The sequence below is a fragment of the Kribbella qitaiheensis genome (assembly GCF_014217565.1).
Lineage (GTDB): Bacteria > Actinomycetota > Actinomycetes > Propionibacteriales > Kribbellaceae > Kribbella > Kribbella qitaiheensis_A.
Window position 1 is genome coordinate 591,618 of sequence record NZ_CP043661.1, and the last position, 22,506, is coordinate 614,123.

1 protein-coding gene and 3 pseudogenes are annotated in these 22,506 nt (G+C 72.9%); all 4 read left to right on the plus strand.

What is annotated here, in order from left to right:
• Positions 1-39: 39 nt before the first annotated feature.
• Positions 40-12,351, plus strand: a pseudogene (locus tag F1D05_RS02700) (amino acid adenylation domain-containing protein); the annotation flags it as partial.
• A gap of 73 nt (positions 12,352-12,424) precedes the next feature.
• Positions 12,425-13,540 (plus strand): annotated as a pseudogene (locus F1D05_RS42755) (amino acid adenylation domain-containing protein); the annotation flags it as partial.
• 114 nt (positions 13,541-13,654) lie between these two features.
• Positions 13,655-13,954, plus strand: a complete 300-nt coding sequence (locus F1D05_RS02705; RefSeq protein WP_185449867.1) for a phosphopantetheine-binding protein — start codon at positions 13,655-13,657, stop codon at positions 13,952-13,954.
• Positions 13,951-22,479 (plus strand): annotated as a pseudogene (locus F1D05_RS39615) (amino acid adenylation domain-containing protein); the annotation flags it as partial. The gene F1D05_RS02705 and the pseudogene F1D05_RS39615, both read left to right, overlap by 4 nt.
• Between the last annotated feature and the right edge of the window lie 27 nt (positions 22,480-22,506).

Consider the following 22,506-nt stretch of genomic DNA (forward strand, 5'->3'; position numbering starts at 1 on the left):
TCGAGTGGACACTAACCGCGACGGGAAGGTCGAACATTCATGGTGCTTCATGACACGAGGTCGAGCGCGGCCCTACCGGGTCCGGGCGACGCCGTCCTCTCGGTACCGTGCCTGTTCGCCGAGCAGGTCCGCCGACAGCCCACCGCGCCCGCGGTGACGTGGGGAGAGCGCACTCTCACCTACGCCGACCTCGACGCCGAGGCGAACCGCGTCGCGCATCAACTGCTGCGCCGCGGTGTGCTGCCCGAGCACCGCGTCGGGCTGCTGACGGTGCGGTCAACGCAGACCGTCGTCGCGGAGCTGGCCATCCTCAAGGCCGGTGGTGCCTACGTCCCCGTGGATGTCCGCGCGCCGCGGGAACGCATGCGGCTGGTGCTGGCCGAGGCATCGGCCTCGGTGCTGATCACCGACCCGACCTGGCTCCCGGTGGCGGAGGAGATTCACGCGGGCCCGATCGTCGTGCTGGACGACCGAGTAGCGCCTACCGGGCCGACGACCGACCCCGGCGTGCGGCCCCACCCTGACCAGTTGGCGAACGTCATGTTCACCTCCGGCTCGACCGGCGTGCCGAAGGGAGTCGCGGTGCGGCACCGCGACGTCGTCGCGCTCGCCACCGACCCGCGGTTCCGCACCGGTGCGCACCACCGGGTGCTGCTGCACTCGCCCGCCGCCTTCGACGCCACCACCTACGAGCTGTGGGTGCCGCTGCTGGGAGGCGGGCACGTCGTCCTCCCGCAGCAGGAAGACGTGGACGCCGACGTGCTGCGCGAGCTGGTCGCCGACCACGCGCTCACCGCACTGTGGCTCACTGCGGGCCTGTTCCGGGTCGTGGCCGAGGACGCCCCGGAGTCGTTCACGGGGCTGCGGGAGGTCTGGACCGGCGGGGACGTGGTGCCGGCGACCGCCGTGCGCCGGGTCATGGCGGCATGCCCTGGCGTGGTGGTGGTGAACGGGTACGGCCCGACGGAGACCACGACCTTCGCCACCTGCCACCCGATGTCCGACTCCGACCAGGTGCCGGACGTGATCCCGATCGGTCGTCCACTCGAGGACGTGCGGCTGCACGTCCTCGGCGCCGACCTGCGGCCGGTGTCCGACGGCGAGCCCGGCGAGCTGTTCATCGCCGGTGCCGGCGTGGCCCGCGGCTACCTCGGCCGTCCCGGCATGACCGCCGAGCGGTTCGTTGCGGACCCGACGGAGCCCGGCTCGCGGATGTACGGCACAGGGGATCTGGTGCGGTGGAACGTGGCGGGCGACGTGGAGTTCCTCGGCCGGGCCGACGACCAGGTCAAGGTCCGCGGCTTCCGCATCGAGCCCGCGGAGGTGGAGGCGGCGGTGGTCGCCCACCCGGCGATCGCGCACGCCGCCGTCGTGGCGTGGGACAACGCGGCGGGCGGCAGGCAGCTGGCGGCCTACGTCGTGGCGGTGGCCGGCTCCCAGATGCCGGCGGCCCGGGAACTGCGCTCGGCGCTGGAAAGGCAGCTACCCGCCTATATGGTGCCCTCGGCGTTCGTCCCACTGGACGCCCTGCCCCTCGACCGCAACGGGAAACTGGACAGGCGGGCCTTGCCCGCGCCGGTCCAGGACGCTGAGAGCGGCGGCACGGCGCCGCGCACCGACACCGAGCGGGAGCTAACGCGCATCTGGGCCGACGTGCTCGGTCTCGATCGCGTCGGCGCCGAGGACCGGTTCGTCGACCTCGGCGGCGACTCGATCTCGAGCATCCGCGTCCTGAGCCGTGTCCGGGCCGCATTCGGTGTCCGACTCTCTGCGCGCGACCTGTTCGACGCGGGAACCGTCGCCGGGATGGCGCGGCTACTGCCCGACCCCGCACCCGGCGCGCACGACGACCGAATGCCGCCCGCGCACCGCGGTGCCGTGGTTCCGATGTCCCTCGCCCAGCGGCGGTTGTGGTTCCTGGCCGACTTCGCGCCAGGAGGCACCGAGTACTACACCGGCGTCGGCGTCCGGCTGTCCGGACCACTCGACCTGGCGGCGCTGGAGAACGCGTTCGCCGCGCTGGTCGCGCGGCACGAATCCCTGCGCACCACCTTCGCGGAGGTCGACGGCGACGGCGTACAGGTGATCCACGAGACCGGCGAGCTGTCCGTCCACGTCACCGACCTGTCCCACCTGCCCGACAACGACCGGCCGTCGGCGCTCGCGACCGCGCTGCACAGCGAGGCGACCACTCCGTTCTCCCTCGAACACGGCCCGCTCGCCCGGGCGCTCCTCGTGCGGCTGGCCGAGGATGAGCACGTGCTGGTCATCAGCCAGCACCACATCGTCACCGACGGCTGGTCCATCCGGCTGCTGGTTGACGAGCTGGTCGAGCGCTATGCCGCGGGGCAGCACCAGGACACCGCATCCGGCGACCGGCCGGCGGACCACGCGGAGCACGGGCGCCGCGTGGACTACGCGGACTACGCGGTGTGGCAGCGGCGGCAACTCACGGACGCCGCGCTCGCCGAGCAGCTGGAACATTGGCGGCGCAGGCTCGCCGACATCGTCCCGCTGGAGTTACCCACCGATCGTCCCCGTCCACCGGTGCACACCAGTGCCGGTGCCGTCCACCGCAGGCCCCTACCACCCGAGGTCGTCGACCGGCTCACCCTGCTGGGACAGCGGCACGGCGCCACGCTGTTCATGACCTTGACCGCGGCTGTGAAGATCCTGCTGGCCAAGTACGCCAACCAGCGCGACATCGCACTCGGTGCGGTGACCTCCGGCCGCGGCCACCACGATGTCGAAACCATGCTGGGATTTTTCGTCAACACGCTCGTCCTGCGCTCCGACGTCGATCCCGCGCTGAGCTTCTCAGACTTCCTCGCCGCCGTCCGCGAGACCACGCTGACCGCTTTCGCCCACGACGACGTGCCGTTCGACCGGGTGGTCGACGCTGTGCGTCCCGAGCGCGACCCGAGCCGCGCGCCACTGGTCCAAAGCGTCGTCGTGCTCCAGCAGGCCATGGTGGCGCCCCGCACGGTTCGCGGGCTGCGGGTCACCGAGCACGACCTGCCCCGGCCGTCTGCACGGTTCGACCTGCTCGTGGAGTTCTGGCCGCGCGACGGCTCACTCACGGCGGCCCTCGAGTACAACACCGACCTGTTCGACGAGGCCACCGTCGCGGGCATGGCAGAGCACCTCGAGGCGCTACTCACCGCCATCGTCGAGGACCCGGACCGGCGCGTCGGGGACTTCTCGCTGCTGTCCGAGGGCGAGCGGTGCCGCTTGGTGGCGGACGCGTGCGGCACGACGCACGACCTCCCGGACCGGACCCTCCCGGAGCTGTTCGCAGAGCAGGTCGCCAGGACCCCCACCGCGGTGGCGGTGTCGTGCGACGGCACCGCGCTGGCCTACGCCGAACTTGCCGCGCGGGCCAACACCCTGGCCTGCCGACTCGTCGCGCTCGGGGTCGGCGTCGACCAGCCGGTCGGCGTGCTGGTCGCCCGCTCGATCGACCTCGTCGTCGCCGAGGTCGCCGTGGTGACGGCCGGCGCGGCGTACCTCCCCCTCGACCATCGGCTGCCCGCGGACCGGATGCGCGCGCTGCTCGCCGACGCGGGCGCGTCGGTGCTCCTCGTCGACGAGTCCTCGGAGCGGCTCGGCCACCAGGTGCACGCGGGCCCGTGCGTCGTCGTGCGCACCGGATCGGAGCCGGCGGAGGAACCCGCCCCGGCGCCGGGCGTCGCGCCTCGACCGGACAACCTCGCCTACGTCATGTTCACCTCCGGCTCGACGGGGGTGCCGAAGGGAGTGGCGGTCCGCCATCGCGACGTGGTCGCGCTCGCGTTCGGCCACGGCTTCCGCACCGGCGCCCACGAACGGGTCCTGTTCCACTCGCCAGCCGCGTTCGACGCGTCCACCTACGAGCTGTGGGTGCCGCTGCTCGGCGGCGGGCAGGTGGTGGTCGCCCCGCCGGGAGACGTGGACGCCGAGGTCGTCCGGTGTGTGGTCGTCGAGCACGGCGTGACGGCGCTTTGGCTGACCGCCGGGCTGTTCCGTCTCGTGGCCGAGGAGTCCCCGGACTGCCTGGCGGGAGCGCGGGAGGTGTGGACGGGTGGTGAGCAGGTCTCCCCGGACGCGGTGCGCCGGGTGCTGGCCGCCTGCCCGGGCCTTGTGGTCGTCGACGGCTACGGCCCGACGGAGACGACGACGTTCGCCACCCAGCACCGGATGGCGGCCCCCGAGGACGTCCCCGACCTGGTGCCGATCGGGCGGGCGCTGGACAACATGCGGGTGATCGTGCTCGACGCGGCACTGCGGCCGGCGCCCTTCGGCGTGCCCGGTGAGCTGTACATCGCCGGCGCCGGGCTTGCCCGCGGCTACCTGAACCGGCCGGGCCTGACCGCGGAGCGGTTCGTGCCCGACCCGTTCGGCCGGCCGGGGGAGCGGATGTACCGCACGGGTGACCTCGTCCGCCCGAACCGGGCGGGAGCGCTGGAGTTCCTCGGTCGCTGTGACGACCAGGTGAAGGTCCGTGGCTTCCGGATCGAGCCGGGCGAGGTGGAAGCCGCCCTGGCCCGGCACGAGGACGTGGCCCACGCGGTCGTCGTCGTACGGGGCGACGCGCGGAGCAGGCATCTGGTGGCCTTCGTCGTGCCCGCCCCCGCGGCGACCGTGGACACCGCCGCGCTGCGCGGCTTCGCCGAGCGGGTGCTGCCGGGGTACATGGTGCCGTCGCGGATCGTGCCCTTGGCCGAGCTGCCGCTCAACCGCAACGGGAAGGTCGACAGACGGGCTCTGCCGGAGCTGGCTGCCGAGATCCCTCGCGTGCACCGCGCACCGCGCACCGATGTCGAACGGACGCTCGCCGGCATCTGGGCGGACGTGCTCAGGGTGCCGCGCGTCGGGCTCGACGACAACTTCTTCGCCCTCGGCGGCGACTCGATCCTGAGCATCCAGCTGGTCTCCCGCGCCCGCCGGGCCGGACTGGCGTTGACGTCCAAGGATGTCTTCGTGCACCAGACCATCGGGCAGCTCGCACTGCGCGTCGCACCGGACGCCACCGCGGCTGGCCGGACCACCGACCACGGGGCCGTCAGCGGCGCGGTGCCCCTCACCCCGATCCAGCGGTGGTTCTTCGAGACGCAGACCGTGGACCCCGAGCACTTCGCGCAGATGGTCACCGTGCGGCTGGCCGCGGAGGTCGACCACGACGCGCTGCGCACCGCCCTCGCGGCGGTCGTGACCCACCACGACGCCCTGCGGATGCGGTTCGAGCACGACCCGGGAGGCGGCTGTCGCCAGCACAACACAGCCGTCGCGCCGGTCGAGGTTCTGCGGCCCGAGCACACCGGTTTCGACCTCGCTCAGGGACCGCTGGTGGCCGCCGTGCCCGTCGGGGACCGCGCCCTGCGGCTGGTCGTCCACCACCTGGTGGTGGACGGGGTGTCCTGGCGGATCCTGCTGGACGACCTCGACCGCGCCTACCGACAGGTCGTCTCCGGTGCCCCGGTCGACCTGGGACCGAGGACGACCTCGTTCAAGGAGTGGGCCGAGCGGCTTACCCGGCACGCGCGCAGCGGCGGGTTCGCCGGCGAGCTCGGCTACTGGGCCGATGTGCTGGCGGGCCACGACGCCGGGCTGCCGACCGACCGCGCGGGTGCGAACACCGTGGCCGCCACCCACTCGGTCACGGTGCGGCTCGACGCCAGGGAGACCGCGGCGCTGCTGCATGACGTCCCCGGCGTCTACCGCACCCAGGTCAACGACGTGCTGCTGGCCGCGCTCGGCCGGGCGCTTGGCCGCTGGGCCGGTCGGGACCGGGTGCTGGTCGACCTCGAAGGGCACGGGCGTGAGGAACTGTTCGCTGACGTCGACCTCTCCCGCACCGTCGGCTGGTTCACCACCCTGTTCCCGGTGGAGCTTCCCGTGCCGGACACAGACTGGGGGACCGCGCTCAAGGCGGTGAAGGAACAGCTGCGGTCAGTGCCGAACCGCGGCATCGGCTACGGCGCCCTGCGCTACCTCACCGAGGCCGGTACGACCGCGCACGCGCCGGATCCGGCGATCAGCTTCAACTACCTCGGGCAGTTCGATGCGCAGGCCACGTCGGACGGTCCGTTCGAGGGTGTGCCCGGCGCGCTCGAGCTTGACGCGTCGCCGGACGCACCCCGCCCACACCTGCTGGACGTGGTGAGCCGCGTAGCGGCCGGCCGACTCGAGGTCACCTGGTCCTATTCGGAGCACCGGCACCACCGCGCCACCGTAGAGCGCGTCGCCGAGGACATGTGCGCCGCGCTGCGCGAGATCGTCGCCCACTGCGCCCGCCCGGAGGCGGGTGGCCGCACACCGTCGGACTTTCCACTGGCCAAACTGGACCAGGCCACAGTGGACAGGATCGCCGGCGACGGGCGCTCGGTGGCTGACATCTATCCGCTCACCCCGATGCAGGCGGGCATGGTGTTCCACGGCCTGTCTCAAGGGGATCAGGGGGTGTACCTGGAGCAGATCGCGTTTGTGCTCGACGGCGTCCCGGAGCAGGCGGTGCTGGGCCGTGCGTGGCAGGAGGTAGTCGACCGGACCCCGGTGTTGCGCACCCACGTAGTGTGGGAGGGCCTCGATGAGCCCCTGCAGGTCGTCCGCACCCGACCGGTGGTGCCGGTCACCCACCTCGACTGGCGCCGGCTGTCCGAAGTGGACCGGGAAAGCGAACTGGCGCGGCTGCTCGAGACCGACCGGCGCGCCGGCCTGGACCCAACGGCGAACCCACTCATGCGGGTGGCTATCGCGCGCCTGCCTGGCGACGCCGTCCAGGTCCTGTGGACCTTCCACCACCTGCTGTTGGACGGCTGGAGTGTCGTCCACGTCCTCGCCGACGTGTTCGCCGTCCACGCGGGCACGACGCCGCCGGGCCGGCCACCCTTCCGGTCCTATCTGGAGTGGCTCGCCGCGCAGGACGACCGGCTCGCCGAGGAACACTGGCGCCGCGTGCTCGCTGACCTGACCGAGCCGACCCCGCTGCCGACCGACCGGCCGAGGACGGGCGCGCACACTACCCGGTCGTCGGCACACGTCGCGACCGAGCTGACCGAGTCCGCGTCCCACGAGCTACGCAACGCGGCGGCGCGCCACGGGCTGACCGTCAACACGCTGGTGCAGGGCGCGTGGGCGCTCGTGCTGTCCCGCGGCAGCGGCCAGCGGGATGTCTGCTTCGGCGCCACGGTCTCCGGGCGCCCCGCCGCCCTTGCCGACGTCGAGCAGGTCGTCGGGGTTTTCATCAACACAGTGCCGGTACGCGTCAACGTGGCCGACGACGCGCCGGTCGGGGAGTGGCTGCGCGGGCTGCAGGAAGCCCAGGCGGAGTCCCGGCGGTTCGAGCACGTGCCGCTGACACGGCTGCGTTCGTGGAGCGGTGTTCCCGCCAGGGCGAACCTGTTCGACAGCATCCTCGTGTTCGAGAACTACCCGGTGAACGACCGGTCCGCCGCAGCGCACGGGCTCCGGCTGCGAGACCTGCGCGCGGTGGAGACGACGAACTATTCGCTCGCCGTCGTCGTCGCGCCCGCCGAGCGCATGGCGATCGAGTTCGGCTACGACCCCGCGTTGTTCGACGCCGCCACCGTACGGCGCCTCGCCGAACAGCTGCGGACGGTGCTGGAAGAGATCGCGGCGGGCCCACAACGCAGGGTGCGTGATCTGTCGACGTGGCCCGCCGACGAACGCGAGCGGATCCTGGGCAGCTGGAACGACACCGCACACCCGGTGCCCGCAGGCACCGTGCCGAGCCTGTTCGCCGAGCAGGTCCTGCGTACGCCTGATGCTCCGGCGGTGGTGGCCGACGGCGCCACGATGAGCTACGCGCAGTTGTCGGCACGCGCCGCGGCGCTCGCGCACCGGCTGGTCGCCGCTGAGGTGCGTGCCGAACAGCCGGTCGGCGTGCTGGTGGACCGGTCGGTCGAGCTGGTGGTCGCCGAGCTGGCGGTCCTCATGGCGGGCGGGGCGTACCTGCCCCTGGACACCAGGGCACCCGCCGATCGCAACCGCGCTGCGCTGACCCGGGCGGGGGCGTCGGTGCTGCTCACCGACCGGACGTGGGCGGCGACGGCCGGCGCAGTCCACGTCGGGGAGACGATCGTGGTCACGACCGACGAGCCCGTCGATGATGCCGCCCCACCGGATGTGCCGGTCCACGCGGACAACCTGGCGTACGTCATGTACACGTCCGGCTCAACCGGCACGCCGAAGGACGTCGCGGTTGCCCACCGCGACGTGGTCGCGCTGGCGTTCGACCGGTCGTTTCCCGGCGGGGTCCACGACCGGGTGCTCCTGCACTCCCCGCAGGCCTTCGACGCCTCGACCTACGAGCTGTGGGTGCCGTTGCTGAACGGCGGGCAGGTGGTCGTCGCGCCACCGGGCGACGTGGACACCGACGTCCTGCGCCGGGTCGTGCGCGACCACGGGGTGACCGGCCTCTGGCTGACGGCGGGCCTGTTCCGCCTGGTCGCCGCCGACAGGCCGGACTGCCTGCGCGGGGTCCGGGAGGTGTGGACCGGTGGTGACGTCGTACCCGCCGAGGCTGTACGCCGTGTGCTGGCCGCGTGTCCCGCGCTCGACATCGTGAACGGCTACGGGCCGACCGAGACCACCACCTTCGCTACTCGCCACCGGATGCCCGCCGGCGAGCCGGTGCCCGACTCCGTCCCCATCGGGCGGCCGCTCGACAACATGCGGGTCCACGTGGTCGACGCCGACCTGCGCCCGGTCCCGGTCGGCGCACCCGGCGAGCTGTGCATCGCGGGCGCCGGGGTCGCGCGCGGCTACCTGAACCAGCCAGGGGCCACCGCGGCACGCTTCGTCGCCGACCCCTTCGGGCCGCCTGGGTCGCGCCTGTACCGCAGCGGGGACGTCGTGCGCTGGCGCGCCGACGGGGTGGTCGAGTTCGTGGGCCGGATCGATGATCAGGTCAAGATCCGTGGCTTCCGCGTCGAGCCCGGCGAGGTCGAGGCGGTGCTCGGCGCGCACCCCCGCGTGGCGGCCGCGGTGGTGACCGTCCACGCCGACCGGCCCGACCGCAAGCGGCTGGTCGCGTACGTGGTGGCGGCGCCCGGCACCGCCGTCGACGCCGCCGCGTTGCGCGCGTTCGCGGGCGGCGCTTTGCCCGATTACATGGTGCCCTCGGTGGTGCTGCTGGACGCGCTCCCGCTGAGTCCGAACGGGAAGGTGGACCGCCGCGCGCTGCCCGTGCCGGACCTCGACTCGGTCGACGAGACCGGCTACCGGGAGCCGCGCACGGACGCCGAGCGGGTGCTGGCCGAAATCTGGGCCGACGTGCTCGGGGTGGCGCGGGTCGGGGTCGAGGATGACTTCTTCGAGCGGGGCGGCGACTCCATCGTGGCGATCCGGGTGGCGTCCCGGGCCCGGCAAGCGGGGCTGGACCTGATGCCCCGCGACCTGTTCGAGCGGTCCACGATCGCCGAACTCGCCGCCCTCCGCACCGCCGTCGGTGCGTCGGGGAAGGACGGGCGCGGCCCGGTCACCGACGTCATACCGCTCCTGCCCGCCCAGCACCGGGTCCTCGCGACGCCGGCCGGCCGGCCCCACGGCCGCGACGGTGTCGACAGCGTGGTGGTGGAGTTCGGTGAGGCCGTGGACGAGGGGGCGCTGCGCACTGCCCTCGCCGCGGTCGTCGCCCGCCACGACGCGCTGCGGCTGCGCTGGACGCAGGCCGGCGGGCGGTGGTGCCAGCGCGTCGCGCCGGCCGGTGTGCGCCAGCCGGACGGTACTGTGGAGGACCTGGCCGACGGGCTGGCGCTGGCGGCAGTACCGGCGCCCGACCACCGGTCGGTGCGGTTGTCCGCGCACCGGCTGATGCTGGACCGGACGTCGTGGCGGATACTGTTCGACGACCTGGACCGGGCCTACGGGCAGGCCGTGCACGGCAGGGCGGTCGACCTCGGGCACCCGGCGACGTCGTTGGCGGCGTGGTCGGCGGGCCTGTCCGAGCACGCCAGGGCTGGCGGGTTCGACGACGAGCTGACCCACTGGCGGGCCACCCTCACCGGCGCCGGCCGCACGCGGACGGCCGAGGTCCGCGGCGGGCCTGCACGTCCCACCCGCTCGCTGGACCTGTGGCTGACCGCCGACCAGACCGAGGCCCTGCTGCGCGAGGTCCCTGAGGTCTACCGCACGCGGACCGAGGACGTCCTGCTCGCCGCGCTGGGACGGGCGCTGACGCGGTGGATCGGCCGGGGCGAGGTGCTGCTCGACCTCGAGCGGCCGGGTCGGGAGACCGCGCTCGCCGACCTGGACCCCTCGGGGACGGTGGGCCCGCTCACGACGGTGTTCCCGGTCGCGCTCGACGTTCCCGAGCAGGACTGGGGCGCGACGCTGAGGTCGGTCAAGGAGCAGGTGCGCGCCGTGCCCGGCGGCGGACTCGGCTACGACGCTCTGCGCCACCTCGCCGGTGTGCCCGCGCTCACCGACACACCGCCGCCGGAGGTCGCCTTCGCCTATCTCGGCCGGCTCGACCACACCACCGCCCTCGGCTGGCACGTCGGCGACCCGGAGCCGGGAGCGGAGCAGGACCATCCGCTGCGAGTGGTGGCCGGCGTCGACCACGACGTGCTGCGTATGACTTGGCACTTTTCCCCGGAGGCCTACGACACCGACCGCGTGCGTGCCCTGGCCGAGGAGACGCTCACGAACCTCGGTGCGCTCGTCGAGCACTGCGCCCAGCCCGGCGCGGGCGGACGCACCCCCTCCGACTTCCAGCTCGCCGGCCTGGACCAGGCCACCCTGGACGCGCTCGCTGGCGACGGCCGGTCCGTCGAGGACATCTACCCGGCCACCCCGATGCAGACCGGGATGATCTTCCACGGCCTGTCTCAGGAGGGCAGGGGCGTGTACCACGAGCAGCTGACCTTCGTGCTGAGCGGCGTCGCGGCGCCAGAGCTGCTCGGTGCGGCGTGGCAGCGGGTGGTCGACACCACTTCGGTGCTGCGCACCGCCCTGGTATGGCACGGCGTGACCGCGCCGCTGCAGGTGGTCCACCGGGACGTCACCCTGCCGGTCACTCACCTGGACTGGTCGGAGCTGTCCGAGGCGGAGCGGCGGGAGGCGCTGGCCAGCCTGCTCGACCGCGACCGCGCGGCGGGCCTCGACCTGACCGCCGCGCCGCTGACTAGGGTGGCCATCGCCCGGCTGTCCGCGACCGAGGTGCGGGTGGTCTGGACCTTCCACCACGCGTTGCTGGACGGGTGGAGCGTCCTGCACGTCCTGTCCGACGTCTTCGCCGCCCACGAGGCCCTGACCGAGGGCGACGGAACCGGACCGGCGAAGCGCCCTCCGTTCCGGGACTACCTGACCTGGCTCGCGCGGCAGGACACCGAGGACGCGCAGCGGCACTGGCGGGCGGTGCTGGCCGGCTTCGACACCCCGACTCCGCTGCCCTACGACCGGGCGCCTGCGGCGGACCACCGCCCCCACTCCGACGACCGCGTGACCGTGCGGCTGGCGGAGCGGGAGTACGAGCGGCTGCGGTCGGCGACCCGGCGCCACGGGCTGACGATGAGCACGGTCCTGCACGGCGCCTGGGCGCTGCTGCTGTCCCGCTACAGCGGCCGGGACGACGTCTGCTTCGGGATGACGGTCTCGGGACGCCCGGCCGACCTGCCGGGCGCCGACGAGATCACCGGGATGCTTCTCAACACGCTGCCCGCCCGGATCGCCGTCGACCGGACCGCGCCCGTGGCCGACTGGCTGCGCCGGTGCCAGTCCGCGCTGGCCGAGTCGCGCCGGTTCGACTTCCTGCCACTGTCCCGGATCCGCGCGTGCGGCGATGTGGTCGCGGACGCCGAGCTGTTCGACAGCATCGTCGTGGTCCAGAACTACGCGAGCGACGAGGACGCGGGCGAGGCCAACGGGCTCGCCTGGCGGGACCTGCGCGGGATCGGCAGGACCAACTACCCGCTGAGCGTCGTCGCGAGCCCCGGCCGAGGCCTCACCATCGACCTCGGCTACGACCCCGGCCTGTTCGACGAGGCCACGGTCCAGCGGATCGCCGCGCACCTGCTGCGGGTCCTCGACCTCGTCGCCGCCGACCCGGGCGCCGAGCTCGGCCGGATCGACCCGATGTCGGAGCGGGAACGGCGCCTGGTGCTGCGGGCGTGGAACGACACCGCGTGCCCGGTCCCCGAGCTGACCGTGCCCGAGCTGTTCGCGCGGCAGGTGACCCGCGCTCCCGGCGCGACCGCGGTCCGGTCCGACGTCGGCACGATGACCTACGCCGAGCTCGACGAGCGGTCGAACCGGCTCGCCGGCCTGCTTGCCCGGCTGGGGGTCGCCGTCGAGCGGCCGGTCGGGCTCCTGATGGAGCGGTCGGCCGACGTCGTCGTGGCCGAGCTCGCGATCCTCAAGGCCGGTGGGGCCTACCTACGTGCCGCTGGACGTGCGGGCGCCGCTGGCGCGGCTGCGCACGGTCGTGGAGGGTTGCGGCATCGGGGTGCTGGTCACCGACCGGTCGTGGCAGCAGGACGCTCACGCCGTCCACAGTGGTCCGGTCGTGGTGGTGGACGACCCGGCGGTGTGGCAGGAGCCCGCCGATTCGCCGACCGCCGTGGCGCGCCGGGACAACCTCGCCTACGTGATGCACACTTCGGGCTCTACCGGTGTGCCCAAGGGCGTCGGAGTGCGACACCGGGACGTGGTCGCGCTCGCCCTCGACCGGAGCTTCCGGGGCGGCGGTCACGACCGTGTCCTGCTGCACTCGCCGCTGGCCTTCGACGCGTCCACCTACGAGGTGTGGACGCCGCTGCTCACCGGCGGCCAGGTGGTGGTCGCGCCGCAGGGAGACACCGACGCCGGGCTGCTGCGCAGGGTGATCCGGGAGCACGGTGTGACGGCGGTGTTCCTCACGACCGCACTGTTCCGCGCGGTCGCCCAGGAACGGCCCGACGCGTTCGCGGGGGCTCGCGAGGTGTGGACCGGTGGGGAGGCCGTCCCCGCCGCCGCGCTGCGCCGGGTGCTCACCGCCTGCCCGGAGCTGACCGTGGTCGACGTGTACGGCCCGACCGAGACCACCACCTACGCCACCTGGTACCCGATGACCGACGCCGACGCGGTGCCCGACGTGGTGCCGATCGGCCGGCCCCTGGACAACACCAGGGTCTTCGTGCTGGACGCCGCGCTGCGGCCGGTGCCGCCGGGGGTGGCGGGCGAGTTGTGCATCGCCGGAGCAGGGCTCGCCCGGGGATACGTCACCGGCGCGGGGCTGACCGCGGACCGGTTCGTCGCGAGCCCGTACGGGACGGCGGGGGAGCGGATGTACCGGACCGGGGACCTCGCGCGCTGGCGACCGGACGGCGTGCTCGAGATCCTGGGCCGGATCGACGACCAGGTGAAGGTCCGCGGGTTCCGGATCGAGCCCGCCGAGATCGAGGTCCGCATCGAGGAGGACCCCGCGGTCCGCGCGGCGGTGGTGCTCGCCAGGGAGGACGAGCCGGGCCGCAAGCGCCTGGTGGCTTACCTGGTGCCCGCCGACGGGGCGGTCGTTCCGGTCGACGAGCTGCGCGCCGCGCTGGCGCGGTCCGTCCCCGACTACATGGTGCCCTCGGCATTCGTCGTGCTCGACGAGCTGCCGCTGACCGCCAATGGGAAGCTCGACCGCCGCGCCCTGCCCGCGCCGGCCGCGGGCACAGCCGGGACCGAGTACATGGCGCCTGAGACCGATACCGAGCGGGTGCTCGTGGCGATCTGGAGTGAGGTGCTCGGCGCGGAGCGGGTCGGGACGACGGACGGCTACTTCGAGCTCGGCGGCGATTCCGTGCAGAGCCTGCTGATCTCGTCGCAGGCCACGGCCTTGTTCGACGTGGCGGTGTCGCCGCGAGAGGTCATGACCGCCCGCACGGTCGCCGGGCTGGCGGAGCTGGTGGAGAACAAGATCTTGAGCGAGGTCGAGCTGGCCGAGTTCGATGACAGATCGAACGACGACCGATCAAGGAGACCGAGATGACGTTGTCGAACCGCGACCGCTTCGCGGCGTTACCCGCGAACCTGCGGGAGGAGGTGCGCCGCAGGCTCGCGGGCGCCGCCGAGCGGTCCACGGTCATCCCACCTGCCCCGCAGGGGGTGCCGCTGCCGCTGTCCTTCGCACAGCAGCGGCTGTGGTTCCTCAACGAGTTCCAGCTCGACCCGGCCGGGTACAACAGCGCGCTCGTCCTGCGGTTGCGCGGCCCACTGGAGTCACCGGCCCTCACCGGCGCCCTGCAGACCCTCGTGGACCGCCACGGGTCGCTGCGGACCACATTCGACGAGGTCGACGGCGCGGCGGTGCAGGTCGTCAACCCCGCCGTCGAGCTGTCCGTGCCGGTGGTCGACGTCGCGCCCGGTGCGCTCGACGAGGTGCTGTCCCGGGAGTACGCGCGGCCCTTCGACCTACGGCGTGGCCCGGTGTTCCGTGCGCTACTGCTGCGGCTGTCCGGCCACGAGCACGTCCTGTTGCTCAACGCGCACCACATCGTCACCGACGGCTGGTCGATGGGCGTGCTGGCCGGCGAGCTGAGCACGCTCTATGACGCGGCGGTCCGCGGCGAGCAGGTGGAGCTGCCGCCGCTGCCGGTGCGGTACGGCGACTTCGCGGTGTGGCAGCGGGAACGCGCGTCCGCGGAGCTGGAGCGGCACCTGGACTATTGGCGGGAGCAGCTGTCCGGACTCGCTCCGCTCGATCTGCCGATCGACCGGCCCCGCCCCGCGGTCCGCACCTCGGCGGGCGCGCTGCACGAGTTCTCCGTGCCAGGGGAGGTCCTGACCGCACTGCACGGGCTCGCCAGGAACCAGGACACCACCCTGTTCACCGTCCTGGCCGCCGCGTGCCAGGTGCTACTTGCCCGCTACGCCCGTCAGGATGACGTCGCAGTGGGAACGGCGGTCACCGGCCGCGGCCGGGCCGAGCTGAGCTCGCTCGTCGGGTTCTTCGTCAACGTCCTGGTGCTCCGCGCCACCGTGGATGGCGGGCAGACGTTCCGGGAGTTCGTCGCCGAGGCCAGGAACACCGTCCTCGACGCGTTCGACCACGACGAGGTGCCGTTCGATCGGCTGGTCGAGTCCCTGCACACCGAGCGGGACGCCAGCCGCAACCCGTTGTTCGACGTACTAGTGGTGCTGCAGAACACGCCGAGCAGGCGCCCCCAGCTCGCCGGGCTCGACGTCGAGGGCATGGGGCTGACGCGGCGTGCCGCGAACTTCGACCTCACCCTGGAGTTCGAGGAGCGGAGCGGCTCCAGTGACCTGTCTGTCGCGCTGGAATACAACACCGATCTGTTCGACTCGGCGACCATCGCCCGCATGGCCGAGCACCTGACGACTCTGCTGCGGGCGCTGGTCGACCACCCTGACACGCCGATGGCGCGCCTGCCGATGCTCACCGACACCGAGCGGCGGCAGGTGCTCGTCGAGTGGAACGGCGCCGGTCACTCCACGGTGACGGCCACCCTGCCGGAGCTGTTCGCGGCCCAGGTCGCCAAGACACCCGAGGCGACGGCGGTGACCTGCGAGGGCACCGACCTCTCCTACGCGGACCTCGAGGCGCGCGCGAACCGCCTCGCCCACCGGCTCGCCGAGCTGGGTGCCGGTCCCGGCCGGTTCGTGGCACTGGTCCTGCCCCGGTCGATCGACGTCGTCGTCGCGGTACTGGCCGTGCTCAAGACCGGCGCGGCATATGTCCCCGTCGACCCGGGGAACCCGGCCGACCGCATCGCCGCCACGCTCCAGGACTGCGATCCGGTCTTGGTCGTGTCGGCCGGCATCGCCTTGCCGGAGCTGGATCCCGACGTTCCCCGGCTCGTGCTCGACGACCCCGCCGACCGCGAAGGGCTCGCGGCGAGCCCGGCCACCCCGCTCGACCCGGAGGCCGGGCTCGTCCCGGGCAGCCCCGCGTACGTGATCTACACCTCCGGCTCCACCGGCGCCCCCAAGGGCGTGGTGGTGCCGCACGCGAACGTGGTCCGCCTGTTCTCCGCCACCCGCGACCGGTTCGACTTCGGCCCTCGGGACGTGTGGTCCCTCTTCCACTCCTACGCGTTCGACTTCTCCGTGTGGGAGCTGTGGGGCGCGCTGCTGCACGGCGGCAGGCTGGTCGTCGTGCCGCACGCCGTGTCGCGGTCGCCGGAAGAGTTCCACCGGCTGCTGGCGCGCGAACGCGTCACGGTCCTCAACCAGACGCCGTCCGCGTTCTACCAGCTGGTGGCCCAGGACAAGGCCGTCGGCGGCGGACTACCGCACCTGCGGTACGTGGTCTTCGGCGGCGAGGCGCTGGACCCGCGCCGTCTCGATGGCTGGTACGCCCGCCACCCCGAGGGCGCGCCGGTACTGGTCAACATGTACGGGATCACCGAGACCACGGTGCACGTGACCCACCTCGCGCTCGGGCGCGACGACGTACGGCGCGGGGGCAGCGTGGTCGGCAGCGCCATCCCCGACCTGCGCACCTACCTGCTGGACGCGACGCTGTCGCCGGTGCCGCCAGGGGTGACCGGCGAGCTGTATGTCGCGGGCGCCGGGCTGGCGCTCGGCTACCTGAACCGGCCCGGCCTGACCGCCGATCGGTTCGTCGCGAACCCGTTCGGCGAACCCGGCTCCCGCATGTACCGCAGCGGCGACCTCGCGCGCTGGCGCCCGAACGGGAACCTGGAGTACCTGGGACGGGTCGATCAGCAGGTCAAGATCCGCGGGTTCCGCATCGAGCTCGGCGAAATCGAGGCGACGCTGCTGCGCCACCCCGCAGTCGCCGAGGCGGCCGTGGTGGTGCACACCGACGGCGGTGCCGGCGTCAGTGGCCACCAGCGGCTGGTCGCCTACGTCGTGCCGGCCGACGGTGCCGAGCCCGGTGCGGGAGAGCTGCGCGACGCGCTGCGCCGCGGCCTGCCCGATCACATGGTGCCCTCGGTGTTCGTGACGCTCGCAGAGCTGCCGCTGACCCGCAACGGGAAGCTCGACCGGCGGGCGCTGCCGGCCCCCGGCGAACAGGCCCGGCGCGACTCGGTCTACGTGCAGCCGCGCACGCCGACCGAGCGGGAGCTGGCCGGCATCTGGGCCGAGGTGCTGCGGGTCGACCGGGTCGGCACCGAGGACAACTTCTTCAGCCTGGGAGGCGACTCCATCCTCGGCATCCAGATGGTGTCGCGCGCCAGGCAGGCCGGTCTGCACCTGACGGCGCGGGACGTGTTCCGGCACCAGACCGTCGCCCAGCTGGCGACCGTGGTCGACGCTGAGGACGGCGCGGTCGCGGTCACCCTGCCCCAGCTCACGGGAGCCGCGCCGCTGACCCCGATCCAGCAGTGGTTCCTCGCGCACCATGGTCCGCTGCCGCACTTCGCCATGTCGACCTTCGTGACGCTCGCCGAGGGCGTCGACACGGCCGCGCTCCGCGTCGCGTTCGACGCGGTGGTGGCCCGGCATGACGCGCTGCACACCCGGATCGACCAAGTGGGCGGGCAGTGGCGCCAGGACGTTCTGCCCGATGCGCCCACCGGGCTCCTGCGCGTGGTCGACCTGTCCGAGATGGCGGTGCCGGACCGGCAGCAGGCCGTCGAGGACGCGGTGTTGGCCGCTCAGGGGAACATGGACCTCGATGCCGGCCCCCTGGTCGCCGGCCTGCTGTTCACCGAGCGGGGCGCGCCGCCGCGGCTGTTCGTCGCCGCACACCACCTCGTAATGGACGGCGTGTCCTGGCGCATCCTGCTCGGCGACCTGGAGGCCGCTTACCGGCAGGCCGCCGAGGGCGTTGCGATCGAGCTGGACCCGGTCGGCGCCACGCACGCCCAGTGGGCGCACTTGCTGGCCGAGCACGTCCGTTCCGGCGGACTGGACGGCGACCTCGACCACTGGCTGGCGATGTCCGAGCGCGCCGACCCAACGCTACCCGTGGACCGCCCTGGCGCGAACACTGCGAACACCGCGGACAGCGCCCGCGTGGTGACGGTCCGGCTCGGCCGCGCGGAGACCGACGCGCTGCTGCACCAGGTGCCGCCCGTCTACCGCACGCAGGTTGACGACGTGCTGCTCAGCGCGCTCGGCCGGGTGCTGGCCGGGTGGACGGGACGGGACCGCGTCCTGGTCACCATGGAGGGCCACGGCCGCGAGGAAATCCTCGATGGCGTCGACCTGTCCCGCACCATCGGCTGGTTCACCAGCCAGTACCCGCTCGCGCTGGCCGTTCCGGCCGCGCCGGACTGGGCGGCGACGATCAAATCGGTCAAGGAGCAGTTGCGAGCGGTCCCCCAACGCGGCCTGTCCTACGGCGCCCTGCGGTACCTGGCCGAGCCCACCCGGCTCCCCGCGGGAGCCGAGCCGCGCATCAGCTTCAACTACCACGGCCGATGGGACGTGGCCACGAGCGAGGAGAGCATCTACCGCGCCCGCTGCGCACCGGCCGGTCGCGACCATGCTCCGGACAGCATCCGCCCGCACCTGCTCGACGTCGTCGGCGCCGTCGAGCATGGCGAGCTGGCGTTGAGCTGGATCTACTCCGACCAAGTGCACGACGAGAGCACGGTGCGACGGCTGGCCGAGGACATGGTGCGGGCGTTGCGCGACCTCGTCGAGCACTGCGCGCGCCCCGATGCGGGCGGCCGCACCCCGTCGGACTTCCCCCTGGCCCGGCTGGACCAGGCGGGTGTGGACCGGATCGTCGGCGACGGCTGTGGCGTCGAGGACGTGTACCCGCTGACGCCGCTGCAGTCCGGGATGCTGTTCCACAGCCTCGTCGACGGCGGCGCGACCGCCTACTTCGACCAGTTCCGCCTTCGTCTGCACGGCGTCGCCGATCCGGAGGCCTTCGCCGACGCCTGGCAGCGGGTGGTCGACCGTACGCCGGTCCTGCGCAGCTCGCTGGTCTGGCACGACGTGGACGAGCCGGTGCAGGTCGTGCACCGCGAGGTGACGGTCCCGGTCACCCACCACGACTGGCGCGCGCTGGACGAGGCCGACCGGGACGTGCGGCTGCGTACGCTGCTGGCCGAGGACCACGCCGAGGGAATCGACCTGACCACGCCGCCGCTGATGCGACTCGCCATCGCGCGGTTGTCCCACGACGAGGTCCTGCTCGTCTGGACCTCCCACCACGTCGTGCTGGACGGGTGGAGCACCGCCCAGGTCTTCGATGAGGTGTGCGCGCAGTACGCGGCGATCACCGAGGGCCGCCACCAGGATGTGGTGACCCGCCGCCCCTTCGGCGACTACGTGCGGTGGCTGGGCGAGCAGGACGATACCGCGGCGGCAGAGCACTGGCGAGGCGAGCTGGCCGGGTTCACCGCACCTACCTCGCTGCCCTACGACCGGCCCCCGGTCGAGGCGCACCGGACGGAGTCCGGTGCGGCGGTGACGGTCGAGATCGGAGCCGGGGACGCGGCGCGGCTGCGGGAGCTGACCCGGCGCCACGGCCTCACCGCGAACACCGTCGTGCAGGGGGCGTGGGCGCTGCTGCTGTCGCGCACCAGCGGCGAACGGGACGTCGCGTTCGGTACCACGGTGTCGGGGCGCCCGGCCGAGCTGCCGGGCGTGGAGTCGATGGTCGGCATGTTCATCAACACGGTGCCGGCCCGGGTCCGGGTGCCGAGCGGCCAGGACACCATCGCCTGGCTGCACGACCTGCAGGCCGCGCAGGTCGAGTCGCGCCGGTTCGACCACGTGTCGCTGGCGCGGCTCCGGTCCTGGAGCGACGTCCCTGCCGGCGTGAACCTCTTCGACAGCGTGGTGGTGTTCGAGAACTACCCGCTCGCCGGTGTGACGGTGGCGGGCGGGGTGCGGGTCGTCGACCTGGCGGCCCGTGACACCACGAACCTGCCGCTGGTGCTCAGCGCCTACCTCGGCGAAGACCGCTTTGTCCTGGAGCTCGGCTACGACCCCGCGCTGTTCGACGCGGCGACCGCGCACCGGCTCGCGGACCTCCTCGGCGGCCTGCTCCGGGGCATCGTCGCCGACCCGTGCCGGCCGCTCGCGCGACTGCCGTGGCTGTCCGAGGACGAGTACCGGCGCACCGTCATGACGTGGAACGACACGGCGATGCTGGGCAGGCCGTATCGGGGCCTCGGAGCGCTGTTCACCGAGCAAGTGCGGCGCGCACCAGGCGCCGTCGCCGTGGTCGATGGAGCGACCAGCCTCACCTTTGCCGAGCTGGACGTGCGGGCGAACCAGCTCGCGCACCACCTGGCCAGCCACGGCGCACGCCGCGGCAGTGTTGTGGCACTGGCCTTGCCAAGGTCGGCGGACGTAGTGGTCGGCATCCTCGCGGTACTGCGGACCGGCGCGGCCTATCTGCCGATGGATCCGGCGCAACCGTTCGACCGCCTGGAGTTCCTGCTCACCGACTCCGGGGCGGGCTCGGTGCTGACCCACCGTGCCGTGGCCGGGCGACTGCCGGAGACCGGCGCCATCCCGGTCGTGCTGGACGAGTGCGCCGGCGACCTCGGCGCCTGGCCGACGACCCCGCCAACCGCGCCGGAGAACAGTGCCGGCCCATGGGACCTCGCCTACCTCGCCTACACGTCGGGCTCCACGGGACGACCCAAGGGCGTGATGATCGAGCACCGGCAGCTCGACCACATCGTCGCCGCGTGGGACGACCGGTACGGGCTGTCCGAACGGCCACTGCGCTTCATCTGCGTCACCGGGCTGACCGTGGACCTGTTCACCGCCGACGTACTCCGTTCCACCTTGTTCGGGGGTGCCGTGGTCATCGCGCCGGAGGATGTCGTCACCGACCCCGCGCGGCTGCTGGACTTCGTCGATGAGGCGGACGGCACGGCGATCGAGCTGGTGCCGTCCATGGCCACCGCACTGGCCGAGGAGGCCGCGCAGCGGGCGCGGCCGCTGCCCCGTTTCGACCTGCTGTCGATCGGCTCCGAAGGATGGCGCACCGGCGACTGCACCGAGCTGCTGGACCACCTCACACCCGGCACCACCGTCGTCAACGTCTACGGCACCACCGAGACCACGATCGACACCTGCGTGTTCGCCGCGACCCGTGACGCCCTGCCCGACGCGGCGTTCGTGCCGCTGGGACGGCCCATCGCCAACACGCGGGTACACGTCCTCGACGCCGACCTCAACCCGGTCCCGGTGGGGATCTCGGGCGAGCTCTGCATCGGCGGGCACGGGGTGGGGCGCGGGTACGCGGGCAAACCTGGCCTGACCGCCGAGCGCTTCGTCGCCGACCCGTTCGGTCCACCGGGGGGCAGGCTGTACCGGACCGGCGATCGTGGCCGGTACCGGCCGGATGGCACCATCGAGTTCCTCGGCCGCATCGACCACCAACTGCAGATCCGGGGGTTCCGGATCGAGCCGGGCGAGATCGAGCACGTCCTCTTGGCGCACCCCGACGTGGTCGAAGCCGTCGTCGTCGCGCGCAACGACGCGGCCGGCCCTCGGCTGACCGCCTACATCGTCGCGCCGGGCGCAGTGGTGCCCACCGCGGTCGAACTGCGGACGTGGCTGAAACGGTCGCTGCCGGACCACATGGTCCCGTCGACGTTCGTCCCGCTCGACCGGTTCCCCCTGACACCCAGCAAGAAGGTGGACCGGCGCGCACTGCCCGAACCGGACTGGAGCGAGGTGACAGATCCCGGCCACGTCGCGCCCACCACCGACCTGGAACGGGCAACGGCTCGGATCTGGTCGGAGGTTCTCGGCATCTCGGGCATCGGCGTGCGGGACAACTTCTTCGCCCTCGGCGGTGACTCCATCCGGAGCATCCGGGTCATGTCCCGGCTGCGCGCGGTCCTCGGCACCGACCTGTCACCGAGGATGCTCTTCGACCACCCGACGGTCGCCCAGCTCACGGCCGCGGTCACGGCCGGCGACGACGGTGCCGGTGGTCCGGCGCCCGCCGCGATCCCGGTGTCACCCCGCGACGGTGCGGCGCCGATGTCGTTCGCACAGCAGCGGTTGTGGTTTCTCAACCAGTTCGAGCCCGCGGGCAGCGAGTACGTCACCCCTCAGGTGCTGCTGTTGCGCGGCCGGCTCGACGTGGACGGGCTCCGGCACGCGCTGACCGCCCTCATCGCCCGGCACGAGTCGCTGCGCACCACGTTCGACGTGGTCGACGGAGAAGCCGGGCAGATCGTGCATCCACCCGCCGCGCCACCGGTCCCACTGCTCGACCTGCGGCCACTGCCGCGGCACGAGCGCCACGCGGAGCTGGACGCCGTGCTGCTCGAGGAAGCCACCCGCCTGTTCGACCTGCGCGAAGGGCCCCTGCTGCGAGCCCGCCTGGTGCGGCTGGCCGACGACGAGCACGTGCTCAGCCTGATGATGCACCACATCGTGACCGACGGCTGGTCCAGCGGGGTCATCGCGCGCGACCTGGGGGAGCTGTACGGCGCCGCGGTCGAGGCCAGACCGCACGACCTGCCTCCACTGCCCCTGCAGTACGCCGACTTCGCGGCATGGCAGCGTGCCACACTGTCCGAAACGGACCTCGCCGGGCAGCTGGCGTTCTGGCGCCGTCAGCTCCAGGGCGTGCCACGGCTGGAACTGCCGACCGACCGGCCGCGGCCCCCCGGCGCGCAC

Bases quoted from the DNA above. Each gene is read 5' to 3' on its own strand.
- F1D05_RS02705 (WP_185449867.1), top strand. From the start codon at position 13,655: ATGGCGCCTGAGACCGATACCGAGCGGGTGCTCGTGGCGATCTGGAGT.